Below are 16761 nucleotides of genomic sequence, written 5' to 3'. Positions count from 1 at the left end.
AGCCGCGCACCGGCCCGCGCTACCGCTCAGTTGAGCGAGGTGCGCACGCTGCCATTGCCCAGCAAGGCGCGCACTTCGCGCTCCGGCATCGGCGCGGCGAACAGGAAGCCCTGCGCGTCCTCGCAACCCAGCTCGCGCAGGAAGGCACGCTGCGCTGGCGTCTCCACGCCCTCCGCGGTGATGAGCAGGCCAAGGCTCTTGGCCATGGCGACGATGGCGCGGGTGATGGCGGCGTCGTTCTGGTCGTCGGGCAGGTCGCGCACGAAGGAACGGTCGATCTTGATGCGGTCGATCGGCAGGTGCTTGAGCAAGCCCAGCGAGGAGAAGCCGGTGCCGAAGTCATCGATGGCGATCGACACGCCCAGCGAGCGCAGCAGGTACAGCAGGCCCTGGCTGTGCTCGATGGTCTGCAGGGTGCTCTCGGTGATCTCGATCTCCAGGAAGCGTGCCGGGAAGTTGGTGCGCTCGATGACGCGGGCGACGTGCTCCACCAGGGCGTCGCCCGCCATCTGCCGCACCGACACGTTGACCGCCATGCGCACCGGCGGAAAGCCTTCGGCCAGCCAGGCCGCGCCGGTCTTGCAGGCCTGCTCGACGACCCATTCGCCGATCGGTTCGATGAGGCCGCTCTCCTCCGCCACCGGGATGAAGCGTGCCGGCGAGATGAGTCCCAGCTCCGGATGCAGCCAGCGGATGAGTGCCTCGAAGCCGATCAGCTCGCCGTTGGCGAGGTTCACCACCGGCTGGTAGTAGAGCTGCAGCTGGTTGTCCTGCAGCGCACGGCGAAGGCCCATCTCGATGTTCATGCGCTCGCGTGCGCGCGCAGCCATGTCCGGCGAGTAGAAGGCGTAACGGTTGCGCCCGCGTGCCTTGGCCCCGTACATGGCGCTGTCGGCGGCCTTCACCAGTTCCTCGCGGTCGGTGGCGTTGTCAGGGAACAGCGCGATGCCGATGCTGGCGGTGACCAGCACCTGCTCGCGCGGCAAGGTGACGGGCGCGCTGACTTCACGCAGCAGCTTCTCCGCCAGGGCGGCGCAGTCCTGCTCGCGCGCGACCTCCGGCACGATGACGACGAACTCGTCGCCGCCCAGACGGATCGCCACGTCGCCGCGCCGCAGGTGGCCGCGGATGCGGTTGGCCACCGCCTTCAGCAACTGGTCGCCACTGGCGTGGCCCAGGGTGTCGTTGATGAGCTTGAAGCCGTCGAGGTCGATATACAGCAACGCCAGGCGCTGGCCGCCGCGCCGCGCCCGTTCCAGCTCCAGCTCCAGGCATTCCTCGAAGCGGTGGCGGTTGCCCAGGCCGGTCAGGGCGTCGTGGTAGGCCAGGTGGTTGATCTGCGCCTCCGCCTGGCGGATCGCGCTGATGTCGGAAATGGCCACCACGTAGTGGCTCACCGCGCCGTGGTCGTCGCGCACGGCACAGACGTGCTGCCAAGCGGGGAACACTTCGTCGTTCTTGCGCAGGCAGGCGATCTCGCCATGCCAGTAGCCACGTTCCGTCTCCAGCAGGCGGGGGTAGAACTGGTCGCTGTGGCGGCGCGCATGCAGGAAGGTGTCCGGGTCCAGCCCGCGCACTTCCTCGATGTCGTAGCCGGTCAGCCGGCAGAACGCCGGGTTGGCCGACACGATGCGGCGGCTTTCATCCAGCACGAGGATGCCCTCGGCAGTGGTCTGGAACACCACGCTGGCCTGGCGCAACTGCTCTTCGTGCAGGCGCCGCTCGGTCACGTCGCGGATGACGCCCACCACGCGGCGCGCCCCGGCGGGTTCGTCGAACACGCGGGCGTGCAGCTCCGCCCAGCGCAGCAGTTGCTCGCCGTTCGGTTCGTCGTGCAGCACGCGCACGGTGGCGCTGACCTCCCTGCGCGTTTCGAGCGCCTGCTCCACCTCGCGGCGGTCCTCCTCGATGACGTGGCCGAGAAAGCTCTCCGGAATGCCACGGTAGATCTGCGGCTGGGCGCCGAGAATGCTCTCGACATGGCCGGACGCAAAGAAGCGTTCGTGGCCCGACTGCTCGTGCGCCGCCCCTCTGGGCGCCGCGCTCTCCCACTCCCACACGCCGAGGCGGGCGGCGTCCATCGCCATCTCCAGGCGCTGCTCGGAGCGATGCACCTGCTGCTCCACGCCGTGCCGCACCAGGGCCATGCGCATGGTGGCGGACAGCTCGCGCAGGTCGAAGGGCTTGAGCAGGTAACCGTAGGGCGCGCTGGCCTCGGCCCGCGCGAGGTTGGCCTCCTCGGCGTAGGCGGTCAGGAAGACCACCGGCGTGTGCCAGCGGTCGTGGATCTGGCGTGCCACCTCGGTGCCATCCACCGGCCCACCGAGGTTGATGTCCATGAGGATCAGGTCGGGCTGCTGCTTCTCGGCCTCGCGCAGTGCGTCGACATCGTTGGCGGCAATCGCCACCACGTCGTAGCCGAGGCGCTCAATGCTGATCTTGAGATCCAGCGCGACGATGCGCTCGTCTTCCACGATCATGACGCGCGGGTTCATGCGCGATCCTCCGGGTGAAAGAACAGGGTGAACACGGTGCCGCCCTCGCGCGACACGCCGATCTCGCCCCCCAGCTGTTCTACCAGCAGCGGGATGAGCTGGAAGCCCAGCGAACTGGCCTTGCCGAGCTCCTTGTCGGGCGCCAGGCCGATGCCGTCGTCGGCGACGATGATGCAGCCGCTGCCGTCCGAACTGCGGCGCAAGGTGATGTCGACGCGACCCGGGCGATCGTCCGGGAACGCATGCTTGATGGCATTGGTGACCAGCTCGTTCACCAGCAGGCCGCAGGGCACGGCGCGCTGCAGGTCGATGCCCAGGCCCATCGCCTCGTTGCTGACGTTCAGGGTGATCCGGGCGGACTGACGCAGGAAGGTCTCGCGCAGCAGGCTGGCGAGACGCGCGATGTACACGCTGAGCTCGATGCGCGAGAAGTCGTTGCGCTCGTAGAGCAACTGGTGGATCAGCGCCATCGCCTTCACCCGGCTCTGGCTCTCCGCCAGCACCACGCGCGCCTCCGGCGTGGAGGTGGAGGACTGCAGGTTGAGCAGGCTGGAGATGACCTGCAGGTTGTTCTTGACGCGGTGGTGCACCTCGTTGAGCAGCACCGTCTTCTCTTCGAGCGACTTGTTGAGCATCGTCTGGTCGGCCTTGCGCTTGGTGACGTCGACGATGGTCGCCAGTACGTGCATGCCGTCGGCCGTCTGCAAGGCATTGAGGCCGATCTCCACCGGAAACTCGCTGCCGTCGCGACGCAGCGCGAAGAGTTCGCGACGCCCCGCCATGTCACGCGTGGTCGGCGAGCGGAGATAGCTGGAACGCAGGCCGTGGTGCATGTCGCGGTAGCGGTCGGGCATCAGCATCTCCACCGGCTGGCCGATCATCTCCTCGCGACGGTGGCCGAACATGCGCTCCAGCCCCCGGTTCACCAGCACGATGCGTCCGTCGCGATTGACCATCGCCATGCCGTCGGGCGCCACCTCCACCACCGCGCGGAAGCGTTCCTCGGAGAGCCGCAGTGCTTCCTCGCTGCTCTTGCGGTCGCTGATGTCGATGGCCGACGCGATGAGGTGGCTGATGTGGCCAGGCTGGTCGTTCATCGGGGCCAGCATGAAATCCAGCGTGGTGCGGCTGTCGCCGGCCAGGCGGGCGACGATGTCGTAGCGGGCGGTCTCGCCGGCAGCGGCCCTGGCCACGGAGTTGCGCAGCAGCTCCTGCACGCTGTCGTCGTGGTCCCACCACGGGCATTCCCAGAACGGGCGGCCCAGCGCACTGTCGGGGTCGATGCCGGCGGCATCCAGCGGCACGCGGTTGACGGCGATCAGCGTGCCGTCAGGCGTGAGCGTCCATACGTAGGTGAACAGGCTGTCCAGCACCCGGGCGATCGGCACCTCCCCGCCCAGGCCGGCTATCGTCGCCAACCCGCCCTGCCCAGCGGCATGCGCGGATGGGCCTTCCCGGACTGTCTCCATTGCCATGTGCCGCCTCCCTGCCCCTGCCCACTTGCTGTTCTACAGCCCAGAATGGCCGCCGCAGCCAATATGCCGGCTCAATGACGTGATGACGATTGAATTCTTGCAAACTTGAGCCGCCCGAAAGGGCAGGCAACACGGTCAGGCCTGGGCCCGCTGGCTGGGTGGGACCGGCCGGGTGGCAGGAGATTCCGGAAAAGGGAAAAACGGGCAAAAAAATGCCGGCTCATCGAGCCGGCATGGAAGACCGCGGTGGCTACCCCCCAAAGGCGCCACCACGATGGGGAACGGGGTGTTGCCGTCAGGTGCCCAGGGTCACCAGCAGCGGCTTGCCCGCGTGTTCGTCGTTGCTGGCGTTGGCCGGCTTGGATGGGCGGTTGCCGGCGGCGTCGCTGCGGCTCTCGCCCAGGGCTTCGATGTCGCCAGCGATGACACCGCCGGACTCGACGAGCAGGCGGCCGTAGCGCACCTTGCCGGTCACGCGGCCAGTGGCGTGGATGATCAGTTGGTCGCGCGCGGTGATTTCACCTTCGAAGCTGCCCCAGATTTCGGCGATGTCGATGCCAACCTTGCCGGAGAAGGCGCCGTGCTCGTTGATGCGGATGACGCGACTGTCCATGGTGGCCTCGACGCGGCCATCCACGATCAGCGTGTCGCAGTCGAGGATCTCGGCGCCACGCAGCTTCACGTCCGGCCCGACGATGAGCTGGCTGCCTTCCGCCGGTTGCAGTACCGGCGCCACTTCGCGCGGAGTGGCCGGCGCGACGGAGCGCGTGGGTGCCGGTTGTTCGGTCACGGCCACCGACGGGCTGAGCGTGCCCGTTGCCGGCGCGCTGGCGCCTGTCGTACTGCCGTTGCCACTGCTGCCGTTACGCCCGAGACGCTCGCCGACCGGGCCAGTGTTGCGGGGCAGAACCGAAGGCTTGTTGAACATGGAGTCTCCTGCATCAAACTGCGGCACACCGGATGCACGCCGCGGGCGCCGCTTTATTGCAATGCCCGTGCCAGGAATACAAAACGCATGTTTATCAATGGATTGCGAATTTTTCTTCATGTGACACATGGACAGGATGTCGGGCCTTCCCGTCACCTTTGAAGCGCGCATTCCCCAAGTGCTTGATTCCTAGTCGTCGCAAGCTGTCGTCAGGTCACGACGCCATTTCGCCCTGTCACCTTCCAGGCCCCCGCCGCCGTCTCCTCGACGGACCTTCGGGCAATACCCCTGCCCCCAGCGTGGTTTAGCAATCCTTTAAGGTTTTCTTACTCAAGATTTAGCGACGGCCGTTGCGACACCTCCCTAAGCTGCGCTCACTTCCTACCGCCCTTCATGGCGGAGCGAACGCCAATCATGTCTTTGTCATTCATCCTTGGGAGAAACACCATGCCGTTCCAGCAACAAGCCGAGCGTCACAACATGTACACCTGCGTGCACAAGGGCATCCGTGCACTGATGCAACACACGCTCTACGAGGTGGGTCGTTGCGACTGGCGCGACGACCTCGAAAGCGACGCCGCCGCCGCACAGCTGCGCGCGATGATGGAGCTGATGTACAGCCACCTGCATCACGAAGATGTCTTCATCCACGCGGCCATGGAGGCACGCCGCCCCGGTTCGGCGATGCAGACTTCGGGCGATCACCACGAGCATGTGCTGGCCATCAAGGCCTTCCTGGCAGGCGCGGATGCGCTGGGCAGCGCTGAGGTGGAGGAACGTACGCGCATGGGCGCCGACGTCTACCGTCGCCTGGGCCTGTTCGTATCGGAGAACCTGGAGCACATGGTGGTCGAGGAGACCGACAACAACGCGGTGCTGTGGGCCTGCTACAGCGACGAGGAATTGCGCGGCATCGAGCACGCGCTGGTGTCGTCGATCCCGGCCGAGCGCCACGGGCAGTTCCTGCGCTGGATGCTGCCGGCGATGAACACCGCGGAGCGCACCGCACTGCTGGCGGGCGCACGCCAGGGCATGCCGCCGGAAGTCTTCCAGGACGTGCTGGGCAACATGCGGCCGCTGCTGTCGGAGCGCGACTGGTACAAGCTGATGGAAGGGCTCGGGATTGGCCGGCAGAGCGCCCAGGAAGCGCTGGCCGCCTGAGGGGATGGGAAGTCGGGGAGGACGGGGAAGACGGGAGCCGGTGTCGGTCCGGCGTCCCGTGTCCGCTACAGCAGCTTGCCGGGGTTCATCAGGCCGCGCGGGTCCAGCGCGGCCTTCACGGCACGCATCAGGTCCATTTCCACCGCGGACTTGTAGCGCAGCACTTCTTCCCGCTTGAGCTGGCCGAGGCCGTGCTCGGCCGAGATCGACCCGCCATGCGCGGCCACCCGGTCGTGCACGATGCGGTTCACCGCCGGGGTTTGCGCGATGAACACGTCATTGTCCTGCCGTTGCGCACGCGACATGTTGTAGTGCAGGTTGCCGTCGCCGACGTGGCCGAAGGTCACGATGCGCAGCCCCGGAAAGGCAGACTTCAAGGCGGCATCCGTGTCGTGCAGGAAGGCCGGGATGCGCCCGACGGGCACGGCCACGTCGTGCTTGATCGAGAAGCCCTCGCGCTTCTGCGCTTCCGAGATGTTCTCGCGCAAGGCCCACAAGGCGGCACGCTGGGTGTCGCTGGCGGCCAGCGCCGCGTCGCTCACGACACCAGCCTCCATCGCGGACGCCAACGCCGTCTGCAGCAGATCATCGAGTGGCGCGCCGGGGTCGCTGTCGGCCAGTTCGACCAGTGCATGCCAGTCGTGTCCACCTGACAGTGGCACCTGTGCGCCAGGGATGTGTTGCAGCACCAGGCCGAGCGCTTCGCGACCGACCAGTTCGAAAGCCGTGAGGCGCTCCCCGCAACGTGTCCGCAGGCCGCGCAACAACTCGATGGCCGCGGCGACGTCGCGCAGGGCCACCCAGGCCACGGCGCGACTGTGCAGCGCCGGGAAGAGCTTCAGCACCGCTGCGGTAATGACGCCCAACGTGCCCTCGCTGCCGATGAACAGGTGCTTCAGGTCGTAGCCAGTGTTGTCCTTGCGCAGGCCACGCAGGCCGTCCCACACGCGGCCATCCGGCAATACCGCCTCCAGGCCGAGCGTGAGCTCGCGGGTGTTGCCATAGCGCAGCACATGCACGCCACCCGCGTTGGTGGCAAGGTTGCCGCCGATCTGGCAACTGCCTTCGGACGCGAGCGACAGCGGGAACAGGAACCCCGCCTCCGCCGCTGCCGCTTGGGCCGCCGCCAGCGTGCAGCCGGCCTGCACGGTCATCGTGAGGTTGTCGGCGTCGACCGCCAGTACGCGGTTCAGTCGCGACAGGCTAAGCACCACTTCATTGCCCGTGGCATGCGGAACGCCGCCACCGACTAGGCCGGTATTGCCGCCCTGCGGCACCACCGGCACGCCCGCCGCATGACAGGCGCCCAGCACGGCCGCGACACCTGCGGTGTCGGCCGGCTTCACCACGCACAAGGCGCGACCACGGTAGCGGCCACGCCAGTCTTCCTCGTGCGGCGCACGATCATGCGCGTCCAGCAGCACATGCGCTTCACCCACGATGTCACGCAGCGTCGCGAGCAACTCGCTCACGCAGGCCTCCGCGTCATGGCGAGCCTGTCGGCGAGTCTTGCCGCGTAGTCGGCGGGAACGCTGAGGGCGTTGCGCCCCGCCTCCGCCAGCAGCAGGTTGATGCGCAGCAGGCGTTCCTGCAGGTCGGCATGTTGCGAATCCGTGCAGCCCGTGGTGGCGAGCTGCAGCGCGATGGCCACCGCCTCCTTGTGCAGGACGAGTTCCGGCGGAATGTAGCCGGCGTTCTTCAGGATGCGCCAGGCCATGCGCTGTTCGGCCGGCACGAGGCTCATGTCGTCCTCTTCCGGCAGTGGTTGGCCTGCACCCGGCAGGTTGTCGAAGGCGCCGGCTTCCAGCGCCTGGGTGATGCGTTGTTCAGCGAGGACATCGAGCAACAGCATCGTGGCGCTCTGGGTCAGGCCTCGTCGGCGTAGATCGGCTCGGCGTACAGGTCGTGCGCATCGCGATCCGTCACGCGCACGCGGTAGAAGCCGCCCACCTCCATGTCCTGCCCGTCGGGCACGATCACGAGGCCATCGATTTCCGGCGCGTCGCCTTCGGAGCGGGCAACCGCGCCGTCCTCGTCCACTTCGTCGACCAGCACGACGATCTCGCGACCGATCTTGGCCTCCAGGCGCTGCTTGGAGATGTCTTCCTGGAATTCCATGAGGCGTTGCTTGCGCTCCTCGCGGATCTCCTGCGGCACCGGATCCGGCAGCTCGTTGGCCTTGGCGCCCTCCACCGGCGAATACGGGAAGCAGCCGACGCGGTCGAGCTGCGCTTCGCCGAGGAAGTCGAGCAGTTCGTTGAACTCGCCTTCCGTCTCACCCGGGAAACCGGAGATGAAGGTGCTGCGGATCGTCAGGTCCGGGCAGATCTCGCGCCAGCGCTTGATGCGCGCGAGGTTGTTCTCGGAACTCGCCGGCCGCTTCATCAGCTTGAGGATGCGCGGGCTGGCGTGCTGGAACGGCACGTCGAGGTAAGGCAGCACCTTGCCGTCCGCCATCAGCGGGATGATGTCGTCGACGTTGGGGTACGGATACACGTAGTGCAGGCGCACCCACACGTCGAGCTCCGACAGTGCGGAGCACAGGTCGTAGAGCTTGGTCTTGTACGGCTTGCCGTTCACGAAACCGGTGCGGTACTTGACGTCCACGCCGTAGGCGCTGGTGTCCTGCGAGATGACGAGGATCTCCTTCACGCCGGCCTTCACCAGCGCCTCGGCCTCGCGCATCACCTCATGGATGGGGCGCGACACCAGGTCGCCACGCATCGACGGAATGATGCAGAAGGTGCAGCGGTGATTGCAGCCTTCGGAAATCTTCAGGTAGGCGTAGTGGTCCGGCGTCAGGCGCACGCCCTGCGGCGGCACGAGATCGGTGAAGGGATCGTGCGGCTTGGGCAGGTGGGTATGCACCGCCATCATCACTTCGTCCGTGGCGTGCGGCCCGGTGACGGCCAGCACCTTCGGATGCACCTGCTCGACGACGCCCTGCCCGGTGGCGGCATCCTTCCGCGCGCCAAGACAGCCGGTCACGATGACCTTGCCGTTCTCCTTGAGCGCCTCGCCGATGGCGTCCAGCGACTCCTCGACCGCCGCATCGATGAAGCCGCAGGTGTTCACGATCACCAGATCGGCGCCGTCGTACTGCTTGGCCACTTCATAGCCTTCCGCACGCAGGCGGGTGAGGATGCTCTCGGAGTCCGAAGAGGCCTTCGGGCAGCCGAGTGAAACGAAGCCCACGCGCGGCACGGACGGGGAAATAACCTTGCTCAAGACGAACTACCTTCCGGAAAACAAAACGGGCGTCGCCGGATGGCCACGCCCCTTGCAGATAAGTGCTTATTTTAGCAGGCTAATTGGAGATCAAAAAACCGGTCGTCCAAAAACGAAGACGGCGCACCGGGCGCCGTCTCCTGATCTGCCGCGACAGACGTTTATTTCTTGTCCTTGGGCGGGAACTGGAAGCCCGTGAACATGTTGCGCGTCTGGCTCTCGATCTGGTCCTGCATCTGCGTGAACATGCGTTTGCTCTGTTCCATGTAGGCCGTCATCATGCTGTTGAGCGCCGGCCCCTGGAAGTTGAGGAACTGCATCCACAGGTCCTTGCCGAGCGGGCTGTTCTCGCCGTACATGGACTTGGTCTGCTCCTGCAGCTTCGCCTGCATTTCCGTGAAGGCGTGGATGTTGTTCTCCAGGTAGCGCCCCATGAAACCCTGCATCGCGTTGCCGTAGAAGCGGATCATGTGGGACAGCAGATCGCTGGTGAACATCGGCGTGCCGCCCGACTCTTCCTCCAGGATGATCTGCAGCAGGATGCTGCGCGTCAGGTCGTCGCCACTCTTGGCGTCGATGACCTGGAACTCCTCCTGCCCCAGCACCAGGTCACGGACGTCAGCCAGGGTGATGTAGCAGCTGGAAGCCGTGTCGTAGAGACGACGGTTCGGGTATTTCTTGATGAGTCGAGGATGCTGCTCCGCCATGTCCTGGTTCCTCCAGAGTGGTTTGGGGGCACTCCATGCCTGCCGCACTTCGCTGCGCGGCATTGCAACAGTCGGCGCGATACTACTTTCGTATTAGCCGTTTTGCCAGCGGCATCGCGTCCGGCGAGCCATTTTTGCTGCGGCTCATGCTGCAGATTATAGCAGCGCACAAAAGTCGGCCCCGCAGCATTGGCGGGGCCGAGACTTTTTTGGCAATGCCTACGGGTTAACACATCTGCGCATCAGCACATGTGCAGACCACCGTTGATGTTGATGGTTGCACCGGTGATGTAACCCGTCTTGTCGGAGGCCAGGAAGGCGCACAGGTCGCCGATTTCTTCCGGCTTGCCCAGGCGTCCGGCCGGCACCTGCGCGACGATCTGGGCACGTACTTCTTCCTTGATCGCCATGACCATGTCGGTGCCGATATAGCCCGGCGCAATGGCGTTGACCGTCACGCCCTTCTTGGCGACTTCCTGTGCCAGCGCCTTGGTGAGGCCCAGGATGCCGGCCTTGGCAGCCGAGTAGTTGGCCTGGCCGAACTGACCCTTCACGCCGTTGACCGAGGAGATGTTGATGATGCGACCGAAGCCGCGCTCGGCCATCGCCGGCAGCACGGGATGGGTAATGTTGAAAACGGAATCGAGGTTGGTGGACAGCACCGCATCCCAGGCGCTCTTCTCCATCTTGCGGAACATGGAGTCGCGGGTAATGCCGGCGTTGTTCACGATGCAGTCGATCTGGCCGATCTCGGCTTCGATCTTCTTGATCATCGCGGCGCACTGGTCGTAGTCGGTGACATCGGCCTCACCGGCGTAGACGTCGAAGCCCTCGGCCTTCATCTTGGCCAGCCATTCGTCCTTGGGGGGGAAGTCCGGCAGGCAGTTGGCCACGACCTTCCAGCCGTCGTTTGCCAGCGCCTTGCAGATTGCCGTACCCAGACCGCCCATGCCGCCGGTCACAAGCGCTACGTTCTTCGCCATTTTGATCACCTCGCTCGATTGATAACGGACACCACGTGGGGGAACGGGTGCCCGACCGTGCATCGCGGCACATGCCGCGATGCTCAATACATGTGCTGCCCCCCGTTGATCGAAATGTTGCCGCCGGTGACGAAGGCCGCTTCGTCGGAGGCGAGATACGCCACCAGGCCGGCAATCTCTTCCGGCTTGCCCAGGCGGGTGATGGGGATCTGCGGCAGGATCTTCGATTCGAGGATCTCCTGCGGGATCGCCTTCACCATCTTCGTGCCGATGTAGCCGGGCGAGATGGTGTTGACCGTCACACCGTGCTTGGCCACTTCCAGCGCCAGCGCCTTGGTGAAGCCGTGCATGCCTGCCTTGGCTGCCGAATAGTTCGTCTGACCGAACGCGCCCTTCTGGCCGTTCACCGAGGACACGTTGATGACGCGTCCCCACTTGCGTTCCACCATGCCGTCCATGACCTGCTTGGTCATGTTGAACACCGAGTCCAGGTTGGTGTGGATCACCGAATCCCAGTCGGCCTTGGTCATCTTCTTGAAGGTCATGTCGCGCGTGATGCCCGCGTTGTTGACCAGCACATCGATGGGGCCGACCTCCTTCTGCACCTTTTCCACGCAGGCGTGGCAGGAGTCGAAGTCCGTCACGTCGCAGGCGTAGGCCCTGAAGCCGTAACCCAGGTTGTGCATGTCCGTCAGCCACTGCTGATGGCTCGTGTTGTTGGGCGAATGCGTGGTGACCACCTTGTAGCCCAGCGCCGACAGCTTGATACAGATTGCCTCACCGAGGCCGCCCATGCCCCCGGTTACCAGTGCAATGCGAACCATCCAGATCCCCTTTGATTGGTGTGTTGCGGTTGTTGTATGCCGGTGGGTTGTCTGCGCGGGCCCCGGCTCGTTCCCGCATTTTTCGACACCTGCCTGCAGGCCCTCGCACGACGCTGTGCGAGGGCCTGCAGGCAGCCGTTCAGATGCGTTCCTTGACGTAGCGGCCTGGCGCCCGTTCGATCATCTTGTGCTCACGGCTGCCCAGGCGCGCGCGCGGCTCCACGCTCTTGCCACTGCGCGCCTTCAGCCACTCCATCCAGTGCGGCCACCAGCTGCCCGGCTTTTCCGTCGCGCTGCCGAACCATTCGTCCGCTGTCATCGAGGCGCCATCGCCCACCCAGTGGCTGCGCTTGTTCTTGGAGGCCGGGTTCACCACGCCTGCGATGTGGCCGCTGGCCCCCAGCACGAAGGTGGTGTCGCCGCCCAGCAGGCGGCGGCCGAGGTAGGAGGTCTTCCACGGCACGATGTGGTCTTCGCGGCAGGACAGGAAATACGTCGGGCAGTCGATGCGTCCCAGGTCCACCGGCTGGCCCAGCATGCTCAGCTTGCCCGGCACGCGCAGGTTGTTTTCCAGGTAGGTATTGCGCAGGTACCAGGCGGCGAACGGACCCGGCAGGTTGGTGGAGTCGGAGTTCCAGTACAGCAGGTCGAAGGCGGTCGGCTTGTTGCCCTTGAGGTAGTTGTCGACCACGTAGTTCCACACCAGGTCGTTGGGACGCAGGCTGGAAAACACGTTGGACAACTCGCGCCCCGCCATCAGGCCGCGACGGCCGATCGTGGCCTCCTTCGACGCCACCGAATGCTCATCCACGAAGCACGCGATGTCCCCGGTTTCCGTGAAATCGAGCAGCGCGGTCAGCAGCGTCATGCTTTCCACCGGATCCTCACCACGCGCACGTGCCACCGCGATCGCGCTGGCCGTCAGCGTGCCGCCGATGCAGAAGCCCAGGACGTTGGGCTTGTCGACGCGGGTGATTTCGCGCACGACCTGCAGGCCTTGCAACACGCCGTGCTCCACGTAGTCGTCCCAGGTCAGGTGCGCGTGTTCGGCCTGCGGGTTGCGCCAGCTGACGAGGAAGGCCGGGACGCCCTGCTCCACGATGTAGCGGACGTAGGAATTCTCGGGTTGCAGGTCGAGGATGTAGTACTTGTTGATGCACGGCGGGACGATCAGCAGCGGACGCTCCGTCACCTTGTCGGTGGTCGGCGTGTACTGGATGAGCTGCATGACGTCGTTTTCGTAGACGACCGCACCCGGCGTCGTGGCGAGGTTGCGACCCACTTCGAAAGCGGTGTCGTCGGTCATGGAGATGCGCCCCTTCTCCATGTCGCCGATGAGGTTCATCAGGCCCTGCGTGATGCTCTCCCCCTTGGTCTCCAGCGCACGCTGGATGAATTCGGGATTGGTCGCCGCGAAGTTGGCCGGGCTCATGGCGTCGATGTATTGCCGCGTCAGGAACTGGATGCGGTTCTTGGCCTGGCGGTCCGCCACCGGCAGTGAATCGGCAACCGCACTGAGGAACTGCGCGTTCAGGAGATACGACTGGCGGATGTAGTCGAAGACGGGACTGGCACCCCAGTGCTCGGACACGAAGCGGCGGTCTCCCGCGGCCGGTTTGACGATCGGCTCGGCCGGCTCACCGGGCCTCGACTGCGTCATGCTTGCCCACAACTGCGCATGGCGGTTCATGTGTTCACGCTGGAGCGCGGCCAGCTTCTCGGCGTCGACGGGCAGCGGCAACGCGCTGCCGGAAGGAGCGGCTCCAGCCTGCGACCACTGCTCCAGAAAGCCCTGCATCATTGCCTGTCCCGCTTTCAGCATGCCTTCGAGTGCGGGATTCGAGTAAGTCTGGTTCATCGTGATCTCAGTCCGTCGGGAATCGTTTCTGCGGCGGCGTTGGCCCGCCCTCGTATCATAGAGCGACCTTGCGGTCGATTTTTGCATCGCACAATTTCAGCGTCAAGAAAGCAGCTTCGGCTTTACGCGCACTGCGTTCAGGCTGCTGTAACGCCCTGGTCATCATGTACATCATTGCAATCGGCTGGCTGTTCTGCGCCCTGATGTTTGCCGTCGGCTCGGATTCCATCGTTGCCGCCGTATTCACTTTCCTTTTCTGGGGGCCGCTGCCGCTGGCCCTGTTCATCTATCTCTTCAGCGGTCGCGTCCGGCGCGAGCGCGCCGCTGCACGGGAGCGCGAGGAGGACGAGGACCACAAAGCAGGTTGAATGCCAGACTGGCCGGACATCGTTTGCGTCAAGGACTTGCCATCGCCGTGTCGGGAATCGCAGACGCTGGCGTGAGCCAGATCAGTGCAGCCATGCGGCCGGTCGCGCCATCGCGGCGATAGGAAAAGAATGCGTCGGGCTCGCTGACCGTACACCGGTCGCCGCCATACACCGCATCCGCCGGCACGCCGATGTCATGCAGCCGCTGGCGAGCCAGCAGATAGATGTCAGCGAACCACTTGTCTTCCAGGCCAGAACGGAACGCAGCTTCGGCGCGCTCGTTATGCGCCATGAAGGCTGAACGCACCTCGCCACCTACCTCGAATGCCGTCGGCCCGATGGCAGGCCCGAGAAAGGCCATCAACGTCTGGGGTGGCACACCCATCTCTGCGACACAGCGCTCTATGACGCCCGCGCAAAGCCCGCGCCATCCGGCGTGTGCAGCAGCCACCACGCTGCCCTGGCGATCACAGAGCAGCACCGGCAGGCAGTCGGCTGTCATGACCGCACACACCTGTCCGGGCCGGTGGCTGACCGCGGCATCCGCCACTGGCACGGAGGACGCTTGCGTAGTCGAATCGACGCGGCAGATCTCGATGCCATGCACCTGTTGCAGCCAGCGTGGCGTGCCTGGCAGCAGGGCCGTGACGCGCTTGCGGTTCTCGGCGACGTCGCCGGGATTGTCACCAACGTGATCCCCCAGATTCAGGGAGGCAAAGGGTGGCTGGCTCACACCTCCTGCGCGCGTCGTCACCCAGGCTCCGACATTCGGAGGACAGGGCCAGGCTGGTGCGAACCCGCTGGGCAGCATGCTCATCCACCCCTCCTCAACTGCGCCATGAGTTCCTCGATGTCGGCAGCCAGTGGCACTTCCCATTGCATGCGCTGCCCGGTGTCCGGATGCTCCAGCCCCAGCCGGAACGCATGCAGGGCCTGACGCGCAAGGCCATGTGCCAACGCCGTGCTGCGTCGGTTGCCATAGACAGGATCACCCAGTAGCGGATGATCGACATGCGCCATGTGAACGCGGATCTGGTGCGTGCGCCCCGTCTCGAGCGAACACGTCACCCGCGCCGCACCCGCAAACTGCTCGACCACCTCGTAGCGCGTGCGCGCGTCGCGGCCATTGCTCACGACCGCCATCTTCGTGCGATGCGTCGGATGGCGACCGATAGGGGCATCCACCGTGCCGCGCGCCTGGGGTGTGCCTAATACGATAGCGGCATAGTCGCGTCTGACACTGCGCGCCTGCAGCTGCCGCACCAGTTGCGTCTGCGCCGGCAGCGTCTTCGCAACCACCATCAAGCCGGACGTCTCCTTGTCCAGCCGATGCACGATGCCCGCCCGCGGGATCTCCGCTGCGGCTGCAGAGTGTGCGAGCAAACCGTTCAACAAGGTTCCGCTCCAGTTTCCACTCCCAGGGTGCACCACCAGGCCGGCGGGCTTGTTCAGGACGATGATGTGCGCATCCTCGAACACCACGTCGAGCGGAATCGCCTCCGGCGCGTGCGATTGCTCGGCCTCGGGCATATCCTCGGCGATCGCCAGCAGCTCATTGCCATGCAGGCGCTGCTTCACGTCGGTCAGCACGACGCCTCTGCAGCTGACACGGCCCTCACGGATCCAGCCCTGCAGGCGGCTGCGCGAATGCTCGGACAGCATTTCAGCCAGGCCCACGTCAAGCCGCTTGCCGGCCAGCACTTCGCTGACCTGCAAGCTACGAGGGGGGGTTGAAGGGCTTCCGCTATAATCCTCGTCGGAATCTTCAGGTAGTGTCGGAATGAACAAGCTCACCCGCGCCAGTTTACCGGTAGTCATTGCAGCCTGTATCTCGGCTTGCAGCAGTACGCCCAAGGTTAACGAATCCAGCAACCCCGCAGAGCTCTATACCGCGGCCAAGGAAGAACTGGTCAGCGGCAACTACTCGGGGGCTGTCGAAGCCTACGAGCGCCTGGAGGCGCGCTTTCCGTACGGGCGTTACGCGCAGCAAGCCCAGCTCGAGGTTGCCTACGCGTATTACCAGCAGCGCGAGCTGGGCTCCGCGATTGCCGCCTGCGACCGCTTCATCAAGCTCAACCCCAACCACCCGAGCGTCGACTACGCCTACTACCTCAAGGGCCTGTCTCTGGAGAACGCGGATCGTGGCTGGATGAGCTGGCTGTCCCGTGAAGACATGTCGGAACGCGACCCCAAGGCCACGCAGGAAGCCTTCGAGTCCTTCCGCGAAGTCGTCACACGCTATCCCAGCAGCCGTTACGCGCCCGATGCGCGCAAGCGCATGGAAACAGCGGTCGCCGGCCTTGCCAATCACGGCCTCGTCGTGGCGCGGTACTACCTCAACCGCCGCGCGCCGCTAGCCGCCGCGAACAGGGCCCAAGCGCTCATCAAGACCTACCCCGGCTCAGCCTCAACCGAAGAAGCTCTGGGCATCATGATCACCGCTTACGGTGAACTGGGCCTGCAGTCACTCCAGGATGATGCGCGTCGTGTGCTGAAGCTGAACTATCCCAACAGCCGATTCATGAATGGCGTTTCGAAAAGCTGAAACCCGGGTGGATGAGAAAACGGCGCTGCAATTTTTGCAGCGCCTTTTTTATGCCACCAATCCGCAATCTCCGAAGTAAATCGCCTCAGCAGAATTCATTGAAGCGGCGCCGCGCCCTGATCATTGGGGTGGTTTCTGCGTGTCGCTGGAGGAGGTTGAGTTCTGGCAGGGTCGCGCGAGTCGGTTGCA

At 65.1% G+C, this 16761-nt stretch carries 16 protein-coding genes; 4 read left to right on the top strand and 12 right to left on the bottom strand.

Annotation, left to right across the window (positions count from 1 at the left end):
- Nucleotides 1-26: 26 nt before the first annotated feature.
- The 3 genes from VVD47_RS19235 to VVD47_RS19225 form a co-directional block, all read right to left on the bottom strand.
- A complete protein-coding gene (locus tag VVD47_RS19235; RefSeq protein WP_327605144.1) occupies nt 27-2495 on the bottom strand; it encodes a two-component system response regulator in 2469 nt (822 codons plus the stop codon).
- Complete coding sequence (locus VVD47_RS19230) at nt 2492-3970, bottom strand: sensor histidine kinase (protein WP_327605143.1); 1479 nt, start codon at nt 3968-3970, stop codon at nt 2492-2494. The genes VVD47_RS19235 and VVD47_RS19230 overlap by 4 nt, the downstream gene beginning before the upstream one ends.
- A 295-nt stretch (nt 3971-4265) precedes the next feature.
- Nucleotides 4266-4898 (bottom strand): bactofilin family protein, encoded by a 633-nt coding sequence (locus tag VVD47_RS19225; RefSeq protein WP_327605142.1) that lies wholly within the window; start codon nt 4896-4898, stop codon nt 4266-4268.
- Between the two features lie 447 nt (nt 4899-5345).
- Here VVD47_RS19225 and VVD47_RS19220 point away from each other — a divergent pair, with 447 nt between their 5' ends.
- Nucleotides 5346-6059: a hypothetical protein gene (locus VVD47_RS19220; RefSeq protein WP_327605141.1), complete on the top strand. Its 714-nt coding sequence runs from the start codon at nt 5346-5348 to the stop codon at nt 6057-6059.
- 65 nt (nt 6060-6124) lie between these two features.
- Here VVD47_RS19220 and VVD47_RS19215 read toward each other — a convergent pair whose 3' ends face one another.
- From VVD47_RS19215 to VVD47_RS19185, 7 genes are all read right to left on the bottom strand, one after another.
- Entirely contained in the window at nt 6125-7531 is a 1407-nt protein-coding gene (locus VVD47_RS19215; protein WP_327605140.1) for an FAD-binding oxidoreductase, read from the bottom strand.
- The gene (locus tag VVD47_RS19210; protein ID WP_327605139.1) at nt 7528-7911 is read right to left on the bottom strand and encodes a DnaJ family domain-containing protein; all 384 of its coding nucleotides are present in this window, start codon (nt 7909-7911) and stop codon (nt 7528-7530) included. The genes VVD47_RS19215 and VVD47_RS19210 overlap by 4 nt, the downstream gene beginning before the upstream one ends.
- 14 nt (nt 7912-7925) lie before the next feature.
- Nucleotides 7926-9287: a 30S ribosomal protein S12 methylthiotransferase RimO gene (rimO, locus tag VVD47_RS19205; protein WP_327605138.1), complete on the bottom strand. Its 1362-nt coding sequence runs from the start codon at nt 9285-9287 to the stop codon at nt 7926-7928.
- A 161-nt stretch (nt 9288-9448) separates the two neighbouring features.
- Nucleotides 9449-9994 (bottom strand): polyhydroxyalkanoate synthesis repressor PhaR, encoded by a 546-nt coding sequence (gene phaR, locus VVD47_RS19200; RefSeq protein WP_327605137.1) that lies wholly within the window; start codon nt 9992-9994, stop codon nt 9449-9451.
- A 242-nt stretch (nt 9995-10236) separates the two neighbouring features.
- Entirely contained in the window at nt 10237-10977 is a 741-nt protein-coding gene (locus VVD47_RS19195) for a beta-ketoacyl-ACP reductase (protein ID WP_327605136.1), read from the bottom strand.
- A gap of 83 nt (nt 10978-11060) precedes the next feature.
- Nucleotides 11061-11801: an acetoacetyl-CoA reductase gene (phbB, locus tag VVD47_RS19190; RefSeq protein ID WP_327605135.1), complete on the bottom strand. Its 741-nt coding sequence runs from the start codon at nt 11799-11801 to the stop codon at nt 11061-11063.
- A 139-nt stretch (nt 11802-11940) separates the two neighbouring features.
- Complete coding sequence (locus VVD47_RS19185) at nt 11941-13659, bottom strand: PHA/PHB synthase family protein (RefSeq protein WP_327605134.1); 1719 nt, start codon at nt 13657-13659, stop codon at nt 11941-11943.
- Between the two features lie 68 nt (nt 13660-13727).
- On the opposite strand from VVD47_RS19185, the gene VVD47_RS19180 reads away from it, so the two are divergent.
- On the top strand, nt 13728-14027 hold the full coding sequence (locus VVD47_RS19180) for a hypothetical protein (RefSeq protein WP_327605133.1): 300 nt from the start codon (nt 13728-13730) through the stop codon (nt 14025-14027).
- A 28-nt stretch (nt 14028-14055) separates the two neighbouring features.
- Here VVD47_RS19180 and pgeF read toward each other — a convergent pair whose 3' ends face one another.
- Nucleotides 14056-14838, bottom strand: a complete 783-nt coding sequence (gene pgeF / locus VVD47_RS19175) for a peptidoglycan editing factor PgeF (RefSeq protein ID WP_443081006.1) — start codon at nt 14836-14838, stop codon at nt 14056-14058.
- A 2-nt stretch (nt 14839-14840) separates the two neighbouring features.
- Nucleotides 14841-15821, bottom strand: a complete 981-nt coding sequence (gene rluD / locus VVD47_RS19170) for a 23S rRNA pseudouridine(1911/1915/1917) synthase RluD (protein ID WP_443081005.1) — start codon at nt 15819-15821, stop codon at nt 14841-14843.
- Here rluD and VVD47_RS19165 point away from each other — a divergent pair.
- Together VVD47_RS19165 and VVD47_RS20840 are read left to right on the top strand one after the other, a co-directional pair.
- Nucleotides 15808-16572 carry an outer membrane protein assembly factor BamD gene (locus VVD47_RS19165; RefSeq protein ID WP_327605130.1) on the top strand — a complete coding sequence of 255 codons (765 nt, stop codon included), beginning with the start codon at nt 15808-15810 and terminating at the stop codon, nt 16570-16572. The two genes, rluD and VVD47_RS19165, sit on opposite strands and share 14 nt — an antisense overlap.
- Before the next feature lie 79 nt (nt 16573-16651).
- On the top strand, nt 16652-16761 hold a 110-nt coding region (locus tag VVD47_RS20840), incomplete at its 3' end, for a pyridoxine 5'-phosphate oxidase C-terminal domain-containing protein (RefSeq protein WP_443081004.1).

It is taken from the genome of Uliginosibacterium sp. H1 (assembly GCF_036017065.1).
GTDB lineage: Bacteria > Pseudomonadota > Gammaproteobacteria > Burkholderiales > Rhodocyclaceae > Uliginosibacterium.
Note: the sequence above shows the minus strand (reverse complement) of the source record. Positions and strands in the feature narration are given on the sequence as shown.